This is a genomic window from Streptomyces sp. 5-10, assembly GCF_014712245.1.
GTDB classification, from domain to species: domain Bacteria; phylum Actinomycetota; class Actinomycetes; order Streptomycetales; family Streptomycetaceae; genus Streptomyces; species Streptomyces violaceusniger.
In genome coordinates this window covers 78,754-98,024 of the sequence record NZ_JACVYG010000032.1, presented here as the reverse complement: position 1 = coordinate 98,024, position 19,271 = coordinate 78,754, and the positions used below count along the sequence as shown (strand labels likewise).

15 protein-coding genes and 1 tRNA gene are annotated in these 19,271 nt (G+C 74.0%); 9 read left to right on the top strand and 7 right to left on the bottom strand.

The window, feature by feature from the left end; genetic code table 11:
- Positions 1–133 precede the first annotated feature (133 nt).
- Positions 134–1,261, top strand: coding sequence for an LLM class flavin-dependent oxidoreductase (locus IEJ02_RS29950; RefSeq protein ID WP_191067680.1), 1,128 nt, complete (start codon positions 134–136; stop codon positions 1,259–1,261).
- A 76-nt stretch (positions 1,262–1,337) separates the two neighbouring features.
- Here IEJ02_RS29950 and IEJ02_RS29945 read toward each other — a convergent pair whose 3' ends face one another.
- A complete protein-coding gene (locus IEJ02_RS29945) occupies positions 1,338–2,981 on the bottom strand; it encodes a putative bifunctional diguanylate cyclase/phosphodiesterase (protein WP_263407994.1) in 1,644 nt (547 codons plus the stop codon).
- A gap of 712 nt (positions 2,982–3,693) precedes the next feature.
- Between IEJ02_RS29945 and IEJ02_RS29940 the strand changes: the two genes are divergently transcribed.
- The 3 genes from IEJ02_RS29940 (at position 3,694) to IEJ02_RS29930 (ending at position 7,573) form a co-directional block, all read left to right on the top strand.
- Positions 3,694–4,959 (top strand): M6 family metalloprotease domain-containing protein, encoded by a 1,266-nt coding sequence (locus tag IEJ02_RS29940; protein ID WP_191067679.1) that lies wholly within the window; start codon positions 3,694–3,696, stop codon positions 4,957–4,959.
- 224 nt (positions 4,960–5,183) lie between these two features.
- Positions 5,184–6,827: an AMP-binding protein gene (locus tag IEJ02_RS29935; protein ID WP_191067678.1), complete on the top strand. Its 1,644-nt coding sequence runs from the start codon at positions 5,184–5,186 to the stop codon at positions 6,825–6,827.
- A 140-nt stretch (positions 6,828–6,967) separates the two neighbouring features.
- Positions 6,968–7,573 (top strand): response regulator transcription factor, encoded by a 606-nt coding sequence (locus IEJ02_RS29930; RefSeq protein ID WP_191067677.1) that lies wholly within the window; start codon positions 6,968–6,970, stop codon positions 7,571–7,573.
- Positions 7,574–7,693: 120 nt separating this feature from the next.
- On the opposite strand, the gene IEJ02_RS29925 is transcribed toward IEJ02_RS29930, so the two are convergent.
- From IEJ02_RS29925 to IEJ02_RS29915, 3 genes are all read right to left on the bottom strand, one after another.
- On the bottom strand, positions 7,694–8,923 hold the full coding sequence (locus tag IEJ02_RS29925; RefSeq protein WP_275560394.1) for a sensor histidine kinase: 1,230 nt from the start codon (positions 8,921–8,923) through the stop codon (positions 7,694–7,696).
- A gap of 129 nt (positions 8,924–9,052) precedes the next feature.
- On the bottom strand, positions 9,053–11,452 hold the full coding sequence (locus IEJ02_RS29920; protein ID WP_191067676.1) for a TOMM precursor leader peptide-binding protein: 2,400 nt from the start codon (positions 11,450–11,452) through the stop codon (positions 9,053–9,055).
- Positions 11,453–11,459: 7 nt separating this feature from the next.
- On the bottom strand, positions 11,460–11,714 hold the full coding sequence (locus IEJ02_RS29915; protein WP_191067675.1) for a hypothetical protein: 255 nt from the start codon (positions 11,712–11,714) through the stop codon (positions 11,460–11,462).
- A gap of 183 nt (positions 11,715–11,897) precedes the next feature.
- Between IEJ02_RS29915 and IEJ02_RS29910 the strand changes: the two genes are divergently transcribed.
- The 5 genes from IEJ02_RS29910 to IEJ02_RS29890 all read left to right on the top strand — a co-directional run bounded on the left by IEJ02_RS29910 (position 11,898) and on the right by IEJ02_RS29890 (position 17,761).
- Complete coding sequence (locus tag IEJ02_RS29910) at positions 11,898–12,722, top strand: AfsR/SARP family transcriptional regulator (RefSeq protein ID WP_037953152.1); 825 nt, start codon at positions 11,898–11,900, stop codon at positions 12,720–12,722.
- 368 nt (positions 12,723–13,090) lie between these two features.
- Positions 13,091–14,326: an FAD-dependent monooxygenase gene (locus IEJ02_RS29905; RefSeq protein WP_191067674.1), complete on the top strand. Its 1,236-nt coding sequence runs from the start codon at positions 13,091–13,093 to the stop codon at positions 14,324–14,326.
- Between the two features lie 92 nt (positions 14,327–14,418).
- Positions 14,419–15,369 (top strand): GlxA family transcriptional regulator, encoded by a 951-nt coding sequence (locus tag IEJ02_RS29900; RefSeq protein ID WP_191067673.1) that lies wholly within the window; start codon positions 14,419–14,421, stop codon positions 15,367–15,369.
- A 103-nt stretch (positions 15,370–15,472) separates the two neighbouring features.
- On the top strand, positions 15,473–16,342 hold the full coding sequence (locus IEJ02_RS29895) for an SDR family NAD(P)-dependent oxidoreductase (protein ID WP_191067672.1): 870 nt from the start codon (positions 15,473–15,475) through the stop codon (positions 16,340–16,342).
- Positions 16,343–16,432: 90 nt separating this feature from the next.
- Positions 16,433–17,761 carry a nucleotide disphospho-sugar-binding domain-containing protein gene (locus tag IEJ02_RS29890; RefSeq protein WP_191067671.1) on the top strand — a complete coding sequence of 443 codons (1,329 nt, stop codon included), beginning with the start codon at positions 16,433–16,435 and terminating at the stop codon, positions 17,759–17,761.
- Between the two features lie 76 nt (positions 17,762–17,837).
- Here IEJ02_RS29890 and IEJ02_RS29885 read toward each other — a convergent pair.
- The 3 genes from IEJ02_RS29885 to IEJ02_RS29875 form a co-directional block, all read right to left on the bottom strand.
- A tRNA-Lys gene (locus IEJ02_RS29885) sits at positions 17,838–17,911 on the bottom strand.
- 56 nt (positions 17,912–17,967) lie between these two features.
- Positions 17,968–18,699 (bottom strand): bifunctional DNA primase/polymerase, encoded by a 732-nt coding sequence (locus tag IEJ02_RS29880; protein ID WP_191067670.1) that lies wholly within the window; start codon positions 18,697–18,699, stop codon positions 17,968–17,970.
- 114 nt (positions 18,700–18,813) lie between these two features.
- Positions 18,814–19,179: a DUF8844 domain-containing protein gene (locus IEJ02_RS29875; protein WP_191067669.1), complete on the bottom strand. Its 366-nt coding sequence runs from the start codon at positions 19,177–19,179 to the stop codon at positions 18,814–18,816.
- Positions 19,180–19,271: the final 92 nt, after the last annotated feature.

Below are 19,271 nucleotides of genomic sequence, written 5' to 3'. Positions count from 1 at the left end.
GAACAAGGGCCGGGAATAAAGCGGAGCCTTTCTCCGGTTGAATGTCGGCGGTAGACGTAGAGGCGTGGCGGCGCAGTGCCGCACACGCACACCACATACGCGCACCGCAGTGCGACCAGGGAGGCGGGCCACCGTGGCCGATGAGCAGGACCGGCGAGACGACCAGCGCGACCCCATCCGGGCCCGGCCCCTCGGCAGCGCACCCGTGCCCCTGTCGGTGCTGGACCTCGCGACCGTCGGCAGCGGGGTGACGGCCGCCGAGGCGCTGCGGACCACCACCGAGCTCGCCCGGCTCGCCGAGCGCCGGGGCTTCCAGCGGTTCTGGGTCGCCGAGCACCACTCCATGCCCGGCGTCGCCAGCTCCTCCCCGGCGGTGATCCTCGCCCATCTCGCCGCGCACACCGAGCGGATCCGGCTGGGCTCCGGCGGGGTGATGCTCCCCAACCACGCCCCGCTGGTCATCGCCGAGCAGTTCGGCACCCTGGAGGCGCTCGCCCCCGGCCGGGTGGACCTCGGCCTCGGCCGCGCCCCCGGCACCGACGGGGCCACGGCCGCCGCGCTGCGCCGCACCGACCGGCTGCGCGAGGGTGCCGACGACTTCCCCCAGCAGCTCGCCGAGCTGATCCGCTTCCTCGACGACGACTTCCCCGACGGCCACCGCTATGCCCGTATCCACGCGGTGCCGGGGCCGGTGCAGGGCACCGTGCCCGGCGGGGTCCAGTCCGCCGACCGGCCCTCGGTCTGGCTGCTGGGCTCGAGCGGGTTCAGCGCCCGGCTCGCCGGGATGCTCGGTCTGCCGTTCTCCTTCGCCCACCACTTCTCCGCGGCCAACACCGTCCCCGCGCTCGACCTCTACCGCGAGAGCTTCCGGCCGTCCGCCGTGCTGGACAAGCCGTACGCCTCGATTGGCGTCTCGGCCTTCGCCGCCGAGGACGAGAAGGAGGCCCACCGCCAGGTGCTCACCGGCGCCCTGGCCATGATCCGGCTGCGCACCGGACGCCCCGGCCTGGTGCCGACGCCCGAGGAGGCCGAGGGGTACGAGTTCAACGAGATCGAGCGCGACTTCATCAACGGCTGGCTGGCCAATGTCGAGTACGGCAGCCCGGACCAGGTCCGCGAGGGCCTCGACGGGCTGATCAAGCGCACCGGAGCGGATGAAATCAAGATCACGGCCAATGCCCACGGCCGAGCCGCCCGTCTGCGCTCGTACGAGCTGATCGCCGACGCCTACGATCTGCCGACGGCACAGACGGAGGCGTAGCCCTACGGGGTGTCCGGAGGGCCACGCGGCTCCGCCGCGTGGCCCGCGCAGGCGTACGCGTACCGCCGGACATGCCCTAACCCGGCGCCGGGCAGGTGATCATCGCCTGGATGCGGTCCGGCGGCACCGGACGGGAGTAGAACCAGCCCTGTCCCGTGTCGCAGCCGATCCGCCTCAGCCGCTCCGCCTGCTCGGCGCTCTCCACGCATTCGGCCGTCACCGTGAGGCCCAGCCGGTGCGCGAGCTGCACCAGCGCCTCCACGATGGTCTCGTCGGCCGGATTCGGATGCTCCTCCGCCCGGAACCCCTGGACGAACGAGCCGTCCAGCTTGAGCGTGGAGACCGGCAGCCGGCTGAGATAGGCGAGGTTGGAGTAGCCCGTCCCGAAGTCGTCGATCGCGATGGCCACCCCCATGTCGCTGAGCTGCTGCAGCGCCTCCAGCGGCCGCCCCGTGGACCCCATCACCGCCGACTCGGTCAGCTCCAGCTGGAGCAGATGGGGCGGCAGCCCGGTCTCCGCCAGGATCGCGCCGACATCGGCCACCAGATCGGAGTCCCACACCTGGCGGACCGCCACATTCACGCTGACCACCAGCGGATGCGGCGGTTCGGCCAGCTGCCAGGCACGGGCCTGACGGCAGGCGGTGCGCAGCACCCACCGGCCCAGCGGCACGATCGCGCCGTTCTCCTCGGCCAGCGGGATGAACCGGTTCGGCGACAGCCGCCCGAACTGCGGATGGTCCCAGCGCACCAGCGCCTCCACCCCCCGGACCACCCCGTCGCCCAGCCCCACCAGCGGCTGGTAGTCGAGCACGAACTCGTCCCGCTCGACCGCCGGGCGCAGGGTGCTGGACAGCGCCTGCCGGGTCATCCGATGGGCGTTGCGCTCCGGGTCGAAGAGGGTCCAGCGCGCCTTGCCGTCCTCCTTCGCCCAGTACAGCGTGGTGTCCGCGGCCTGCATCAGCCAGGTGGTGTGGGTGCCGGCCGCGGGCCGCTCCACCACGCCGATGCTCGCCGACACCGACAGCCGCTGTCCGCCCACGTCGAACGGTTCCTGCAAGGCGGCCAGCACCGTCCGGGCGAGGTCGCACAGCTGCTCGGTGCCGGTGGAGTTGCGGACCAGCAGGGCGAACTCGTCCCCGCCGAGCCGCGCCACCAGATGGCCGCCGGGCGCCGCGCAGTCGGTGAGCCGCTGGGCGACCGCGCCGAGCAGCCGGTCGCCGACCCGGTGGCCGAGGGTGTCGTTGACCGCCTTGAAGCCGTCCAGGTCGAGATAGCAGAGCCCGATCCGGCCGGTGCCCTCGTGGTCGTAGGTGGCCGCCTCCAGCGCCCTGGTCATCCGCTCGAAGAAGAGGCTGCGGTTGGGCAGCCGGGTCACCGGGTCATGCATCTGCAGATGGCGCAGCCGCCCCTGGAGATCCCGCTGGTCGCTGATGTCGGCCATCGACAGCAGCAGACTGCAGCTGTCCGGCGCCGGCTCGACGGTGATCTCGGCCCACAGGGCGTGGCCGTCGGCGCGCCGCAGCCGCCGGGTGCGGCGCAGCCGCGCGGCACGGCCGCCGAGGACGTCCCGGTACTCCCGCCAGGTGCGCGGATCCTCGCGCAGATCGGCCAGGTCCGCCGCGCTGCGGGTGATCAGCAGGGCCGGATCGGTGCCGAGCAGGGCGCCGAGCGCGGTGTTGGCGTCGAGCACCCTGCCCTCGCGGTCGACGACGGCCATGGCGAGGCGCGCCACGTTGAAGGCGGCGCGGTAGTCGCCGGGCGCGGAGCCGGTCGTGGGACCGGTGGTGGGCCCGGCCGTATGTCCGGCCGCGGGCCCGGTGGTATGCCCCGTTGTTCGGTGCCCCGTTGGGTTCCCCGTTGTGTTCCCCGTTGGGTTCCCCGCGCCCGGGGGCGTGCCGGGGGCCGGGGGCGTGCCCAGGACCGACGGCGCGCCGGGGGCCGGACGGGGTGCGCCGGGGTCCTCCGCGACCGGAAGGACGCTCGGCATGGCCTCACGCTCTGTGATCGTCGGCAGTGTCGCGCCCGGGGCGCGTCCCTGCCCGTCGGGGGTTCCGCTCACCGCTCGCTCCCGCGTGACGTTTGTTGTGTCCAGGTTGTTCGTACACACCTTGTGCATGTCTCACACCGGGTGCCGGGCCGACCGTAAGTGCCTGCCTGAAGGGGGGTTCCCCGCTGGAAATGTGCCGATCATAGGGGCTCGTACTCCGGGCGTTCCATCGATGTCATCGCGCTCACCGCCGCCTTGACAATGTGTTTGGTCGTATCTGTTCGACTCTGCGCGGGCCAACAGCCGCTCTGACCGAATGTGACCGTCTGTTACGTACCCGGATAGCGGCCTCTTCACTCGACCAGCCCAACCCAACAGGGCGTACCCCGCCAATTCACCTCAGGGTGGAGTGGGTGTTTCCGACTACGCCCGGGAGGTCGACATGGTGCGTCCTCAGGTACCCGAGGGGGTGCACCGGCAGCCTCGGCTGCGTCGGACCGGAGCCCTGCTCACCTCGCTGAGCGCGCTCATCGCGACCACCGTGGTGGCGGGCCCCGCCGTCGCGGCCGGCCCCGGCGGGCCCTGTGACCTGGAACGCACCGATGCCCACCACTCGGAGGGCCTGGACACCTGGAACTCCCGCTATCCGCGCCCGGTCCGCCGCCTGGACGCGGCGATGGTCTTCCTGTCCTTCCCGGACGCGCGGCCCCGGGTGACCCCCGCGAAGCTGGCCGCCGACCACATTCCCGCGACCCCCAATTTCTTCAAAAGGGCCTCCTACGGGAAGTTCCGCTTACGGGTGCGTCCGCTGCGGCGCTGGATCACCATGCCCCAGCGCTCCACCGCGTACGCCATACAGCGCGACTGGAACGCCCAGCGCCGCGCCGCCTATCTGCGCGACGCCATCGCGGCCGCCGATCCGCACCTCGACTTCGCCCGCTACGACCTCGTCTATCTGGTCGCCGACCCCGACGCCCCCGGTGTGGACGCCGACGCGACGAAAGTGGTCAACTTCGAAAAGCCCCTGCGCGCGGACGGTGTCGATCTGCGCCGCCTGGTCACCGTTTTCGAGCACCATCCGCCGGACCGCAATGTGCTGGCCCATGAGACCGGCCATGTCTTCGACCTGCCCGACCTCTACCACCGGCCGAAGGACACCGACGGCAACGCCGAATGGGACACCTACGTCGGCGACTGGGACCTGATGGGAAGCCAGTTCGGCATGGCACCCGATCCGTTCGGCTGGCACAAGTGGAAGCTCGGCTGGCTCGGCGCGCGCCAGGTGGCCTGCGATCGCCTCGCCGGACCGCGCCGCTACACCCTCCAGCCCCTCGCCGCCCCCATGGCCCGCGGCCGGTCCGGCGCCGACACCCGCACCCGGCTGGTCGTGGTCCGCACCGGGCCCACCACCGCGCTGGCCATCGAGGCGCGCGGCGGCCGCGGCAACGACGCGGGCACCTGCACCGAGGGCGTGCTGGTCTACCGCGTCCGCAACGACAAGGCGTCGGGCGACGGTCCCGTCCAGGTGCTGGACGGCCACCCCGCCACCTCCGCCTGCTGGAACGAGTCGGTCTACCCCGAACTCGCCGACGCCCCGCTCGGTGTCGGCGACACCATGTCGGTCAAGGAGGACTCCGTACGGATCACGGTGACCGGTCGCACTGCCGACGGGGGCTGGACCGTCCGGGTCAACCGCAGGGCGCGCTGATGACGGCCGATGACGGGGCCGCGACGGCCCGGCGGGCCGGTGGCGGGCCCCGCCGATGAAGCAGCTCGGCCCGTCGGCGGGCCCCCGCCGATGCAGCAGGTCGGGCCGCTGACGGACCTCCGCCGAGGACCGGGGCGCGCTCCTCACCGTTGATCAAGTCGGCTTCGAGGTGGCGCTTCGAGACTGTGGGCCCCTTTTCGACGTCGGGCGCCCGGGAGTTGAGAATGCCGCGACACGCGAATCTGGCCGAGGCCCTGAAGGAACGGGCCCTCCAGCGCCCCGACGCCACGGCGCTCGCCCACCCCGCCGCCGATGGCACCGAACACCGCGTGTCCTACGCCGCGCTCGACGCCCGCGCCGACGCCGTGGCCGCCTGGCTGCGCGCCCGGGACGCCGCCGGCCGCCGGGTGCTGCTCGCCATGGACCCCGGTCCGTGCGCCGCGGTGGCGCTGCTCGGCTGTCTGTACGCGGGGGCCGTGGCGGTGCCCGTGCCCGCGCCGTCCGCCTCCCGGACCGATGCCGAGCGCACCGCCTCGATCGTCCGGGACGCCGCCGTGGACCTCGTCCTGACCGAGACCGCCCACGCCACCGAGACCTCCCGCCGGCTCTCCCGCATCGGCCGCGCCGGTCTGACCTGCCTCGCCGTCGACGGACTCCGCCCCGGCGCGTGCGCCGACGCGCCCCGGCACCCCGTCCGCACCACCGCCGACAGCCTCGCGCTGCTCGCCTACGACTCCGGGCCCGCCACCGCCCCCCGCGGCGCCCTGCTGACGCATGGCAACCTTACGGCGGCCATGGCCGGGCTGCGGCGGACGCTCGGCACCGACCGCCGCTCCCGGATCGGCGGCTGGCTGCCCCGCCACCACACCCCCGGGCTGATCGGGCAGGTGCTGCACCCCTTATGGCTGGGCGCCACCGCCGTGCCGCTTCCGGCGGAGCCGTTCCGCACCGATCCGCTCGGCTGGCTGCGCGCCATCAGCCGCCACGGCATCACCGAAACCCTCGCGCCCGACATCCTCCACGCCCGGTGCGCCGCCCTCCTCGGCGACGAGACACCGGCCGGGCTCGACCTCTCCCGCTGGCGGACCGCGCTGAACGCCGGGGAGCCGGTCTCGGCCGGGACCATGGCCGCCTTCCCCCACCGCTGCGCCCCGCTGGGCCTGCGCCCGGGCACCCTGGTGGCCGGGTACGTCCCGGCCGAGGGGGCGCCGGTGCCGCTGGCCACGGGGCGCACACCGGTGCCGGGCGCGGACTTCGCCGTCGTGGACCCGCTGACCGGGCGCAGGCTGCCGGACGGGGCGCCCGGGGAGATCTGGGTGCGCGGTCCCGCCGTCGCCACCGGCCACTGGGGCGGTCCGTCGGACACCGCGCCGCTGTTCGCCGCCCGCGTCGCCGAGGGGTCTGGCGGCTTCCTGCGCACCGGCGATCTCGGCCTTACGGTCAACGGCCGGCTCCGGATGACCGGCCGGGTCCGTGACGCCCTCCTGGTGGACGGCCACACCCTGCACCCCCAGGACGTGGAGCGCGAACTGCTGGGCTGCGCGAAGGCGCTGGGGTCGGCCCGGGTGTTCTGCGCGGGGCCCGGCGCGGGGGCGCTGGTGGTCGTCCAGGAGGTGGTCCGTACGGCGGGCGGGGCGCGCACCGGGCTGCCCCGGCTGGCGGCCCGGATCCGGGCCCTGATCGCGGAGGAGTTCGGGGTCGAGACCGGCGCGCTGCTGCTGGTGCGCCCCGGCACCGTGCGCGGGGCGGGAACCGCCAAGGTACGGCGCGCCCTGCTGCGCGAGCGCTATCTGCGGGGTGAAGTGCGCACGCTGCACGCCGAGTTCGGGCCGGGGGCCGGTGAGCCCTGCCGGGGTGGTGCGGCGTGAAAAGGGGGCGCGCGGTCGCGTCCGCGCTACGGGATAGGCGTTCGACGGGCGTATTTGCCCGCGAATCGAGGGAATGGCCGAGAGGGCGGGGGAATAATCACTGTGCGGGGTGAGGACGGGCGGGGAAAGCAGGGGGCGGCATGGTCAGGGTGCTGATCGCGGAAGACATGCATATGTTGCGCAAGGCGCTGGTGGCCCTGCTGGAATTCGAACCGGATATCGATGTGGTGGCCGAATTCTCCAGCGGCGCCGACATCCTGCCGCGCGCCCGTGAACTCCGCCCGGACGTCGCCGTGCTGGACATCGATCTGCCGGGCGTGGACGGACTCACCGCCGCGGCCGAATTGAGCACCGCCGTCCCCGAGTGCCGCACCATGATGCTCACCAGCCTCGGCCGCCCCGGAAATCTGCGCCGGGCGCTGGCCGCCCATGTCTCCGGCTTTCTGCTGAAGGACAGCAGCCCGGAGAAGCTGAGCGACGCCATCCGTGCCGTCGCCAAGGGCGAGCGGGTGATCGATCCCCAGCTCGCGCTGGCCGCCCTGGACGACGGCCCACAGCCGCTGACCCCGCGGGAGCTGGAGGTCCTGCGCTTCGCCGCGAAGGGCGAGGACTCCGCGCAGATCGCGGCCAAGCTGTTCCTGTCGGTGGGCACGGTGCGCAACTATCTGACGTCCGCCGTGACCAAGCTGGACGCCCGCAACAGGGTGGACGCCATCCGGATCGCCCGCGAGGCGGGCTGGCTGTAGGGCGGCGCGGACCGGCTGTAGGGCGGCGCGGACTGGCTGTATGGCGGCGTGGGCCGGCTGTAGGGCGGCGTACGGTGTCCCCGCGCGCTCGTCACGCCGTCAGGCCCCGCTAGGCCCCGCCTAGGCCGTCACGGTCGGCCCCGGGCCGTACTCCCGGCCGCTCCGCGGCGGCGCGTCCACGGACACATCCAGCTCCGCCCGTAATTCGAACCAGCCGTCCGACCGTACGCCCGCGCGCAGCCGCCCGCCGAGGTTCTCCACCCGCACCCGGAGGTTGCCGATGCCGCTGCCGCCGTCCGAGCTGTCGGCGCGCAGGATCGTGGACGGCCGGCCGACCCCGTCGTTGACGAGGGTCAGCGACACCCGGTGCCCGCTGCGGCGCGCCTCGACCGCGCAGTGGTCGGCCTTGCTGTGGCGCAGCACATTGGTCAGCCCCTCGCGCAACACGCTCGCCAGCACCGTGTCCACCAGCTCCGGCAGCGGTCCGCAGTCGATCTCGGCCGTCGCGCTGATGCCCGCCGCGGCCAGCATCGAGCGGGCCGTCGCCGCCTCCGCCGACAGCGACATCTTGCGATAGCCGCTGGCCACCGCCCGTACGTCGGCGAGGGCCTGACGGGAGGTCTGCAGGATCTCCGAGAGCTCCTGCTGGGCGCGGGAGTTCTGCCGGGGCACCAGCCGGTGCACCAGCTCGCATTTGAGGGTGATCGTGGACAGGCTGTAGCCCAGCAGGTCGTGGACGTCCCGGGAGAACCGCAGCCGCTCCTGGGCGACCGCCAGCCGGGCCAGCTCCGCCCGGGACCGGGACACCTCGGCGACCAGCCCGGACAGCCGCGAGAGCCCGAAGACCACCAGCCCGGTCAGCGCGGTGGAGACCGTGGTGTACGCGACCTGGCCCCAGCCGAAGCCCACCTGGAACAGCAGCACGTCCGTGCACAGCAGGATGGCCGCGAACGCCGGCCACGCCAGCGCCGGGACCAGCACCAGCAGCGAGGAGCCGGCCAGGAAGCCCGGCATGCCCAGCCAGGCGTGCTTGAAGACGGCGAACGGGGCGAAGGTCAGCACCGCCTGGAGCGCCAGCGTCCAGCGCCGCGCACCGCTGAGCCGGGGCGCGAGGCCGGGGAAGGAGTGCAGCATCTGGAGGCAGAGCAGCATGGTCATCGGCAGCAGCGCAAGACCGAGCATCGCCGCGTCGACCGACCGGCCCGAACGATTGCCGTCGACCACGTAGGTGACGGCCACGGCGAAGTACCCCACCAGCACGAGGACCGTGATGACCACGGCCAGACGCGGCGCCAGACCGTCCTGGTGGCGCGGTGGGTGGTTCCCGGCATCGTCGGGCAAGAGGCTCACCTGCACTCGTCCTCCGGATGGTCGGGCCGGATTGGGTGGCTTGCCCGAGAGTATCCGATCTTCACCCGGGGTGGAGAGGCCCTGTGGAAGGCTCATGGTGTACGCAGAGTTACCGGATATCACGGGGGATCACAGGAAAAACGGAATCGGGTTGAGGTCCGCATAGGGCGTGGGCCCCGGCAGTCGGCCGAGCGCGACCGGGACATCGAAGAGCCGGCCGGGCGCGAACCGGGCCCAGTGCGGGCGCATTCCGGGCACCAGCACCTTGGCCACCGGCAGCCCCACATCCGGCCGGGTCTGGTCCAGTACCAGCAGTTCCATCCCGCGCCCGCGCACCAACTCCCTTACGGCGGCCGGCGCACCGCCCTCCGGGGGCACCGGGGGGCCGGATATCCCCGGGGGCGGTACGGCGGCCGGATCGGGGGCCAGATACGGGTGGTCGGCGAGGGTCGCGGTACGGAACCAGCGCAGCGCCTCGGGCTCGGCGGCACCGTAACCCCCGCCGTCGGCGCGGGCCTCGACCACCGCCGGAAGCATCTGGTTCAGCTCGGCGAAGGCGTGGCACAGCGCGGTGTGCCGGTCGAAGTGGGCGCCGAAGCCGAAGGTGATGTCCTCGGCGGACTTGTCGAGGCGCCGGGAGAGCGCGGCGACCACCGGGATGCCGAAGTCCGTGGTGAGGTCCAGGGCCCACACCTCGCGCCGCACGCCCCGGTGGGCGGCGCGCACCTCGGCCAGCCACGGGTCGTCGAAGGCGTCCAGGGGCACGGCGGGCTGCCGGGTCCGGTTGTACCACCACAGGGCCACCGCGTCCCGCTCCACGAGCTCCAGGAAGCCCCGTACGACGGCGTCGGCCAGGGTGCCGCCCGCCGCCGCGCCGTTGGAGTCGGCCCGGCAGCAGCGGTGGCCGGGGGGCTGCGGGGCGCCGTAGTACAGCAGCGCGGTGGGCACCAGCCGGTGGCGCTCGGCGGTGAGCGACCACACCGGGGTCCAGTCCAGCTCCGCGCCCTCGTCGAACGGATCGTGGACGCGGTGGCGCGCGGGGAGCGCCGGGTCCCGGAACTGGCGCGGGTCGAAGAGCTGGACGGTGTCCGGGTGCACCGCGTCGTCCGGGCGCAGATCGCGGTAGCGGGCGCGCTGACGCGGCTCGTCCCCCTGGAAGTGGCCGCTGTAGTGCTCCAGGGCCTCGCACAGCGCGCTCGCCCGCGCCTGTTCGGCCGTGCGGCCCTTACCGTGGGCGGCCGCCCGCAGTCCGGCTCTTACGGCGTCCAGGCCGCTGTGGGGGGCCGCCCCGGCGTACGAGGGGTGGCGGGCGTGGAAGCAGTTGAGGACGGCGGGGCCGCGCGGATCGCGCCGGATCTCGGTGACCAGCCCGGTGACGGGGTCCACCAGATGTCCATAGCGCTCCATGATCCCGCGCGGGGAGGTGTCGGCAGCGGTATCGGCCAGGGGATCCCGCTGTGACGGCAGCGACAGGGGCGCCCGTATCCGGGCCGCGACCAGTGCCGGATCGCCGCAGCAGGCGCACTGCGGACGGCGGGAGAGCGGATGGCGGTCCACGGTGGCGGTGAGGCTGTCCAGGGTGCGCAGCTCCCGCTGGCCCGGGTGCCGGTACCCGGCCAGCCACTTGGCGGCCTCGAGGGCGGCGAGCTGGAGCGCGGCGGCGCGGCTCGCGGGCAGGGAGGCGGGCGGCCGCGGCACGGGCCCGGGGCGGCCGAGCCGGCGCTGGAGATACGCCTCGGCCTGCCGTCCGCGCCACAGCCGGTCGGCCAGACAGACCCAGCACGGATCGTCGGGGGCGCCGAGGAACGGGCCCAGCCACGCCTGGGTGCCCACCGGTTTGACGGGCAGCCAGCGACGGCCGGCGGCGCGGTGCGCGGCGTCCACGGCGGCGAGCCGGGGATCGAGGTAGTCATCGCACACCACAAGGGTGAGTTCCGCGTCGTCATGTTGACGAAGGGCGATTTGACATATCTCTCGCTGACGGCTATTGGCCCCCGAGGTCGTCGGATCGCCGTCCGCCGCCTCCGCGTTCACGGACCTCGGGTCCGCCGTCTCGCCGTCCACGGTCCTCAGCCCCGCGGCGGTCCTCAGCCGCGCGACGCGCAGCGCCCGGACCACCTCGTCCGGGTCGGTCGAGCCGAGCACCAGCGGGGCCACGGCGGGGCGGGTGGACGCGGGCGTGGGGGCCGGGGCTGAGCCGCCCGTGCCCGGCCCGGCCAGCTCCCAGTACGCCTCCTCGGGGGTCCAGGCGCGCTCCCGCTCGGAGACCAGCCCGGCCGCGCGGAGACGGGCGATGACGCGCTCGGCCTGCCCGGCCGGCACCGCGCCGGGCGGGTCCGCGGCGCGGCCGGGCGCGGCGGCCTCGGTGAGGATGTGGGCGAGGTCCCGCGACCCGTCGAGCAGCGGCGCCAGCGCGGCGATCGCCCGGCCGTGCAGCGCCGTGACCCCGTGCTCGGAGACGAGATAGACGGCCTCGCCCGGCACCGGCTCGACCCGCAGATGTGGTGTGAAGCCCAGTTCGCCGGTCATGGCCCGGTCATTCGGCGCCGACGGTGCAGATGCAGATGCCGGGTGCGGGGATGGGCCACGAGGCGTCGGAGAGGTCCTCGATGACCAGGTCGTCGTCCTCGGCGGGCGGACGAACGGCGTCGGCGGCCCCGGTGGCCTTGGCAGCCCCGGCGGTCCTGGTGCGCTCGGTGATCGGGACGACCCCGGTGACCTCGGTGTTCTCGGCGGGATGAGCCAGGGCGGCGGGGCTCGTGGGCTCCTGTGGGACGGGCGTATCGGTCATCGCGGACTCTCTCATCGCCAGGGGTGTGAATTTGTCATGGTGCGAGGCTCTGGAACTCATATCGAGCTCGTTACTCCGGCACTGGCCGCACAGGCCGCCCACAAGCGAGGCTCTTAGATGCCTCGGTGGCAGGGCCGCGCGGCCAGGAGGCACTTGACGGACCGTTGACGGAGGTACACGACCATGGACATCAAGGTGTTGGGGCCGCTGAGCGTCGAGGCGTGCGGTCAGTCGATCGTGCCCAGCGCGGGCAAGCCGCGCCAGATCCTTGCACTGCTTTCCGTCTACGCCAACCAGATGCTGCCGGTGCCCACTCTTATGGAGGAAATCTGGGGCACGCAGATGCCGCGCAGCGCGCTCACCACTTTGCAGACCTACATCCTCCAGCTGCGCCGCAGGCTGGCCGCGGCCTATGGCCCGCAGGCCCCGCAGGCCTCCAAGGACGTGCTGGCCACGCGGTACGGCGGCTATGTGCTGGAGGCCCAGCCCGGCGCGGTGGACATCCATGAGTACGACCGGCTGGTGGCCGCGGGGCGGGACGCGCTGGACGCCGGGGACGATGTCCAGGCGTCCCTGCTGCTGCGCGAGGCGCTGGCCGTCTGGCGCGGCCCCGCGCTGGTGGATGTGAAGGTCGGACCGGTCCTGGAGATCGAGCTGGCCCGCCTGGAGGAGAGCCGGCTCGGCGTCCTGGAGCGCCGTATCGAGGCCGACCTGCGGCTGGGCCGCCATGCCGAGCTGCTCACGGAGCTCACCGAGCTGACCGCCCGTCATCCGCTGCACGAGGGGCTGCACGCCCAGTGCATGGCCGCGCTCTACCGCGCGGGCCGCCCCTGGCAGGCGCTGGAGGTCTACCAGGGGCTGCGCGCCAGACTGGTCGAGGACCTCGGGCTGGAGCCGTCGCCGCGGTTGCAGAAGCTCCAGCAGGCGGTGCTCGCCTCCGACCCGGCGCTCGATCTGGACCTGGACGGCCACTGGCGCCGCCCAGTGCTCGATCTGTTCGCCGCATAACCCCGGCCAACGGCCCCAGCTCCCAGCCCGACCCCCAGCGCTCAGCCCTCAACCCCGGCTCCCAGCCCACAACCCCCGCAGAGCAGAGCCGAGTTCCCCCACGTCCCCGATACCGCCCCGCCCTCGTCCGGAGTCCCGTAGGTCCCGTAGGTCTCGTACCAGCCAGCCGTCCCCGTCCGGCGAACCATCCCCCCATACGCCCGGCGCCGCCCTTCAGCCGGGCCTGCTACGGCTCCGCTGCCCGATCCCCCCGCGCGGGCAAGCGGAGCCGTAGTGCGTCCAGGGGGCTGTCACAGGCGCCCGATGCCCGATGGCCCGATGCCCATGGCCTGAAGCCCTGGACCTGAGCCCGACCAGCAGGAGGCGCGATGATGCGCGAGATCGACACCGATGTGTGCGTGGTCGGGGGCGGCCCGGCCGGTCTCGTGCTGGCGCTGCTGATGCTGCGGTCGGGGGCCCGGGTGACCGTGGTGGAGTGCGCCCGCGCGCACCAGCGCGTGGTCCGCGGCGAAATACTCCAGCCCGGCGCGATGCAGCTGTTGGACGCGCTCGATGTGCTCGCCGGCGCACGCGCCCGCGGCGCCCATGAGCACCACCGGTTCCTGGTGATCGAGGGCGAGCGGGTGCTGCTGGAGGCCGACTACCGGCTGCTTCCGGCCCCGTACGACCACCTGTTGAGCGTGGTGCGCGCCCATCTGCTGGATGAGCTCCTCGCCCACTGCCGCCGCTCGCCCGGCTTCCGCTATCTGCCCGGGCGGCGGGCCGGGGCGCTGCTGCGCCGGGAGGGGCGGATCGCCGGGGTCATCGCCGAAGGCCCGCCGGGCCGCTGTGTCGTACGGGCCCGGGTCGTGGTCGGCGCGGACGGCCGGTTCTCGCGGATCCGGCGGCTGGCGGGCATCGGGGCGGGCCGCGCCGACGCGTTCGCCCAGGACGTGCTGTGGTGCACCCTCATCGCGCCCCCGGAAGAGCCGCCCCTCCGCGATGTGCGGGTGTACCGCACCGGCGGCGGCCCGGTGCTGGTCTACGGCTCCTGGCCGAACCGGATCCAGCTCGGCTGGACCCTGCCGCACCGGCGCTACGGCCATATCGCCGACCTCGGCCTCGACCACGTCAAGGAGCGGCTGGTGCGCGCCGTGCCGCGGTACGCCGAGCTGATCCGCGATCAGGTCCGCACCCCCGCCGATCTCGGTGTGCTCGATGTCTTCTCCGCACGCGCCGAGCGCTGGGTGGCCGACGGGCTGGTGCTGATCGGCGACGCCGCCCACACCCACAGCCCGATCGGTGCCCAGGGCATCAACCTCGCGGTGCAGGACGCGGTGGTGCTGCACCCCCTGCTGGCCCGGGCCCTGGCCGAGGGCGACACCAGCGCCGAGCGGCTGGCGGAGTTCGAGCGGCGGCGCGGGCCCGATATCGCGGCGGTGATGCGGATGCAGACCCTGCAGAGCCGGGCGATCCTCTCGCAGGGCGCGTTCACCACCCGGGTGCGCCCCCGCCTCGCGCGGGCGCTGCGTCGTACGCCGCTCTATCGCAAGATCCTCCAGCGCATGGCCTACGGCAACCCCTCGATCCGCGTCGCCGACGCCGGAGTGTGCGGCCGTACATGACACTCCGAGCGCGATGGCTGGAAAGCGACTCCATACCGACTTCTCGCCACCCCGGCATGGGCGCCATGCCCCGTATGGCCTAGGTTGAGGCCATGCACACTGTCGTGATCCTGGCGCTGGACCAGGTCATCGCCTTTGATCTGGCCACCCCGATCGAGGTGTTCACCCGCACCCGGCTGCCGGACGGCCGGGAGCCCTACCGGGTCCGGGTCTGTGCCCCCGCCCCCGCCGTCGACGCCGGGGTGTTCGCCCTCCAGGCTCCGTACGGGCTCGAGGCGCTCGCCGAGGCCGACACCATCGTCGTGCCCGGCCGCGGCGACCCCCTGCTCCCGGTCCCCGACGAGGTGATCGAGGCGCTGCGGGACGCGGCCGGGCGGGGCACCCGGATCGCCTCGATCTGCTCCGGGGCCTTCATCCTCGCCGCCACCGGGCTGCTCGACGGGCTCCGCGCCACCACGCACTGGCGCGGCGGCGCGCTGCTCGCCGAGCTCCATCCGAAGATCCAGGTCGACCCGGATGTGCTCTATGTGGACAACGGCCAGTTCCTCACCTCGGCGGGCGCCGCGGCCGGGCTCGATCTGTGTCTGCACATCATCCGGCGCGACCATGGCTCCGCCGTGGCGGCCGACGCCGCCCGGCTGTCCGTGATGCCCCTGGAACGGGAGGGCGGACAGGCCCAGTTCATCGTCCACGACCAGCCGCCCGTACCGCGTGGATCGCTGTTCGAGCCCCTGCTGCGGTGGATGGAGGACAACGCCGCACGGGACCTCACCCTCAACGAGATCGCCGCCCACGTCGGCATGAGCACCCGCACCCTCAACCGCCGCTTCCGTGAGCACACCGGGACCACCCCGCTGCAGTGGCTGCACCGCGCCCGGATCCGCCAGGCGCAGTATCTGCTGGAGGCCACCACCCACCCCGTCGAGCGCATCGCCGCCCAGGTGGGGTTCGGCTCGCCGACCTCCTTCCGGGACCGCTTCAAGCGCGTCGTCGGCACCAGCCCGCACAGCTATCGCTCCGCCTTCCAGCGAAACGCCGGCTAGCCACCGAGCGAGGCCCCGGACGGGGTCGGGCGCGGGTCGAGGCGGGCTCGAGTCACGGCGGCGACCATGGCCTTCTCAGTGGGGACGACCGCGAGGAGCGCCCATGTTGGACCTCGGCCTGGAGGGGCGCACGGTCCTGGTCACCGGGGCCACCGGGGCCATCGGCAGCGCCGCCGCACGCGCCTTCGCGGCGCAGGGCGCCCGGGTCGCGCTCGCCTTCCGGCACCGCCGCGAGACCGCCGAGGCGCTGGCCGCCGAGCTGTCCGGACCGGACCGGGGCAGGGCCTTCGCCGTGCCGTACGCCCTGGACGACGCCGCGTCGCCGCGCTGGGTCGTGGCCGCCGTGGAGGAGCACTGGGGCGGGCTGGACGTGCTGGTGGCGGCCGCCCGGCGAAGGGGCGCGCGGCGCGAGCCGCACGCCCGGTTCGAGGACGTCCCGGAGGAGCACTGGCGGCCGCTCGTCGCCGACGCCTTCGCGCCCGCGATCCGCACCGCCCAGTGGGCCGTGGCCGGGATGCGGAAGCGCGGCTGGGGCCGGATCGCGCTGGTGGCCCCGCCGCACCCACCGGAGGGCGGCCCAGGTGGGGAGTTCCATGCGGTGGCGCGGGCCGGGCTGCGGGGTCTGGTCCGCGGTCTGGTGGGCGAGGTGGGCGGGGATGGAGTGCTGATCAACGCCGTATGCCCCGGGCCCACCCCGTCTGATCGGTCCCTGATCTCGCCTGACCAGCCGCCGAGATCGCGTGACCGGTCGCCGACCTCGCTTGACCGGTCCCCGACTTCGCTTGATCGGTCCCCGACCCCGCCCGATCGGCCGCCCACCGCCCCCGAGGGCTCCACCACGCCCAAGGGCTCCATGACCCCCGAGGGCCCCACGACCACCCCCGAGGACATCGCCCGCGCTCTCGTCTTCCTGTGCTCGGCGGCCAACGGCGCGATCACCGGCGAGACGCTGACGCTCGCGGGATTCCGCTGAGCCCGCCGGGGGTGCGAGGGGTCGGCTCGGTGTCATGTCCATCGGCCGGACGGGGCGGTCCGGCCGACTCGACCTCTGCGGGAGGTGACCGTGCGCGTCCTGTTCACGACCTGGGCCTCGGGCGCCCATCTCGTCCCCATGGTGCCGCTGGCCCGCGCCCTGCTCGAGGCCGGGCACCAGGTGCGGGTCGCGGTGCCGTCCGAATGCGCGGCCGCCGTCGCCCGGACCGGCCTGGTGCCGGTGCAGATCGGCGCCCTGCCCATGGCGGTGGTCAGGGCGCCGGAGGCGGTGCGCCGCCCGCACGGCATCTGGCCCACGGACTGGCCGCTGCGGCCCACCGCGCTCACCCCGGAGCAGCACGGCGTACTGCGCGCGTGCGGCGACCGGCAGGTGCGGATCGCCGAGGCGATGGCCCAGGGCCTGGTGGCCTTCGCCCGCTGCTGGCAGCCGGAGCTGGTGGTGCACGACGCGGGCGCGTACGCGGGCACGGTGGCCGCGGGGGCGCTGGGGGTGCCCGCGGTCGGCCAGCTGTGGGGGAGCGCGGCCGTCCTGCGGCTGGACCGGCAGCGGCTGGAAGGCCCGCCGCTGCCCGGCTACGCCCGGCTGATGCGGCGTTACGGCGCCGACCCGGCGCGCGAGCCCGACCTGTGGCTCGACCCCTGCCCGCCGAGCCTCGCACTGCCCTCGCGGGCGCGGCGGCTGCCGGTGCGCTTCGTGCCGCACGACGGGACGTCGCCGGATGAGACGCCGTCGCCGTACGAGGCCCGCCGCGCCGGGGCGCACCCCGGACGCCATGAGCACCCCGGGCGCCCCGGGCACCTAGGGCACTCCGGGCTAGGGCACTCCGGGCACCCCGGGCGCCACGTCGCCGCGTCGAACGGGCGGCACGGACCGGGCGGCGGCCCCAGGCGCTCCGGGCCGGTGCGGGTGTGCGTGGCGTGGGACGACGCGGGTGGCCCGCCGGACGCCGTACGGGCCGCGCTGTGGGCCGCCGAGGCGCGAGGTGTGGAGGTCGTCCGGGTCGGCAGCGCCGCCGAGGGGCGGCCGCCCGCCGGGCCGCTGCACCGGGTGCTGCCGGGCTGCCGGGCGCTGCTCCACCAGGGCGGGGGCGCGGCGGTGCTGGCCGCGGCCATGGCCGGGGTGCCGCAGCTGGTCGTCGCGCCCCGCCTGGAGCACCAGCTGAACGGGGCGCGGCTGGCCCGGGCGGGCGCCGGGATGTATCTGCCCGCCGACGCCCTCGACGCCACCCGGCCCGGGGCGCGGGCGGCGGGCGCCCGGCTGGCCCTGGATCTGTTCACCCTGCTGGAGCAGCCCTCGTACGCGGCGGCGGCGCACGCCCTGCGCCGGGAGGCGCTCGCGATGCCCGGCCCGGACAAGGCGGTGCGGGCGGTCACCCGGCTCACGGGCCCGGCGGTGTGAGGGCCGTCATGCGCGGCCTGTGCGGACGGGCCACGTGAAAGGCCCCCCACCGAAGTGAGGGGCCTTTCACTGTCTGTGCGCCGCCAGGGACTCGAACCCCGGACCCGCTGATTAAGAGTCAGCTGCTCTAACCAACTGAGCTAGCGGCGCCTGCTGACGTAGGAGACCTTAGCACCCGGACGCCACGGAGCGAAAATCGATAAGTTTCAGCCCGGAAAGGCGGCGGGTGCGCTGGTCACAGCCATGCTGACAAGATCACCACCGGCGGCGCGGGCCGCCCTCACACAGGCCCACAGCAGCACCTCGGGGCCGGGCAGCCAGGGGCTGCGGACATCGGGCGCGACCAGCCAGCGCGGCGACGGCATCGGGGCGGACTCCCGGCTTCCGGACTCCGTGGCCCGGGACTCCCGGGCGCCGGACTTCCTGGCCCCGGACTCCAGGGTGCCGGGCCTCGTGGCGCCGGACTCCGAGGCGTCGGGCTTCCTGGCGCGGGACTCCGAGGCGTCGGGCTCCAGGGGCGCCGCCTCCTGCGGACCGGGGTCCGGTGGGAACAGCGGCGGCACGGTCACCGCGTCCCCCCGGCCGTAGCAGAGCAGCGGGGGAGCGGCCGCGCTCCATTCCTCCCAGCCGAGCAGCGCGGGCAGCCGCTGGGCGGTTCCCGGGGTGGCGAAGAGCAGGACCCGGCCGCTCTGGGCCGCGACCGGGCCGGTGCCGGGGCCGTCGGTCCATAACCGGCCCACCACCCGGCGGCCGAAGAGCGCGTCCATGCTGATCACGTCGAACGCCGTGCCGCACGGCAGCGTCACCGGGGCCGTCGGGGCCGCGGCCCACAGGGCCTGCACACCGCGAGGGGAGGCGCTGGCCGAGGCCAGCCAGTCCGCGCCTGCCGGGGTGACGAAGGCGGCGGTGTGAAGTGAGTCCTGCGGCGATCTGCTCATGTTTCCACCTTTACCGTCGGCGATGACGGTGTAGAGAGATGAGACGAAACCGGGACATCGGATGGCGGTATCGGGTACCTTCCGCCCGCATATGCCCCGGGCTCACGCCTGCCGTCAGTCCGGCACCTCGCCGCCCCGCATCAGCTCACGACCGAATTCGACCATCTTCTTGGCGTAGTCCTCGGTCCACTCGGCACGCTCGGCGATCACGGCGGGGGTCAGCCGATCGAACCGCCTCGGGTCGGCGAGCTGCGCGGCCGCCATCGCCTGGAACTCCATGGCCCGGTCCGTCGCCGCGCGGAACGCCAGTACCAGCTCCGTCGAGCGGGACAGCAGCTCACGCGGGTCTTCGATCGACTCCAGGTCGAAGAAGTGCGCCTCGTCCGACGCGGCGGCGGCCGGTTCGAAGAGCAGGGGCGCGGGTTTCAGCCGCCGGGGCGCGGAGCCGTGCCGGCCGTGAGCCGAATCCGGCTCGGGCATGTGATCTCTCCTCCTGGCTCGTGAGACACGTACGGTTCGCGGGTCTTGCCGTCTCCATTGTCGCGCGTAGGGCAAGGGCGCCCCCGCCGTAC

Coding starts and splice junctions, on each gene's coding strand:
- IEJ02_RS29875 (WP_191067669.1), bottom strand. CDS start 19,179: ATGCCCGAGCCGGATTCGGCTCACGGCCGGCACGGCTCCGCGCCCCGG.
- IEJ02_RS29910 (WP_037953152.1), top strand. CDS start 11,898: ATGGACATCAAGGTGTTGGGGCCGCTGAGCGTCGAGGCGTGCGGTCAG.
- IEJ02_RS29930 (WP_191067677.1), top strand. CDS start 6,968: ATGGTCAGGGTGCTGATCGCGGAAGACATGCATATGTTGCGCAAGGCG.
- IEJ02_RS29900 (WP_191067673.1), top strand. CDS start 14,419: ATGCACACTGTCGTGATCCTGGCGCTGGACCAGGTCATCGCCTTTGAT.
- IEJ02_RS29920 (WP_191067676.1), bottom strand. CDS start 11,452: ATGACCGGCGAACTGGGCTTCACACCACATCTGCGGGTCGAGCCGGTG.
- IEJ02_RS29880 (WP_191067670.1), bottom strand. CDS start 18,699: ATGAGCAGATCGCCGCAGGACTCACTTCACACCGCCGCCTTCGTCACC.
- IEJ02_RS29945 (WP_263407994.1), bottom strand. CDS start 2,981: ATGGCCGTCGTCGACCGCGAGGGCAGGGTGCTCGACGCCAACACCGCG.
- IEJ02_RS29935 (WP_191067678.1), top strand. CDS start 5,184: ATGCCGCGACACGCGAATCTGGCCGAGGCCCTGAAGGAACGGGCCCTC.
- IEJ02_RS29895 (WP_191067672.1), top strand. CDS start 15,473: ATGTTGGACCTCGGCCTGGAGGGGCGCACGGTCCTGGTCACCGGGGCC.
- IEJ02_RS29940 (WP_191067679.1), top strand. CDS start 3,694: ATGGTGCGTCCTCAGGTACCCGAGGGGGTGCACCGGCAGCCTCGGCTG.
- IEJ02_RS29905 (WP_191067674.1), top strand. CDS start 13,091: ATGATGCGCGAGATCGACACCGATGTGTGCGTGGTCGGGGGCGGCCCG.
- IEJ02_RS29915 (WP_191067675.1), bottom strand. CDS start 11,714: ATGACCGATACGCCCGTCCCACAGGAGCCCACGAGCCCCGCCGCCCTG.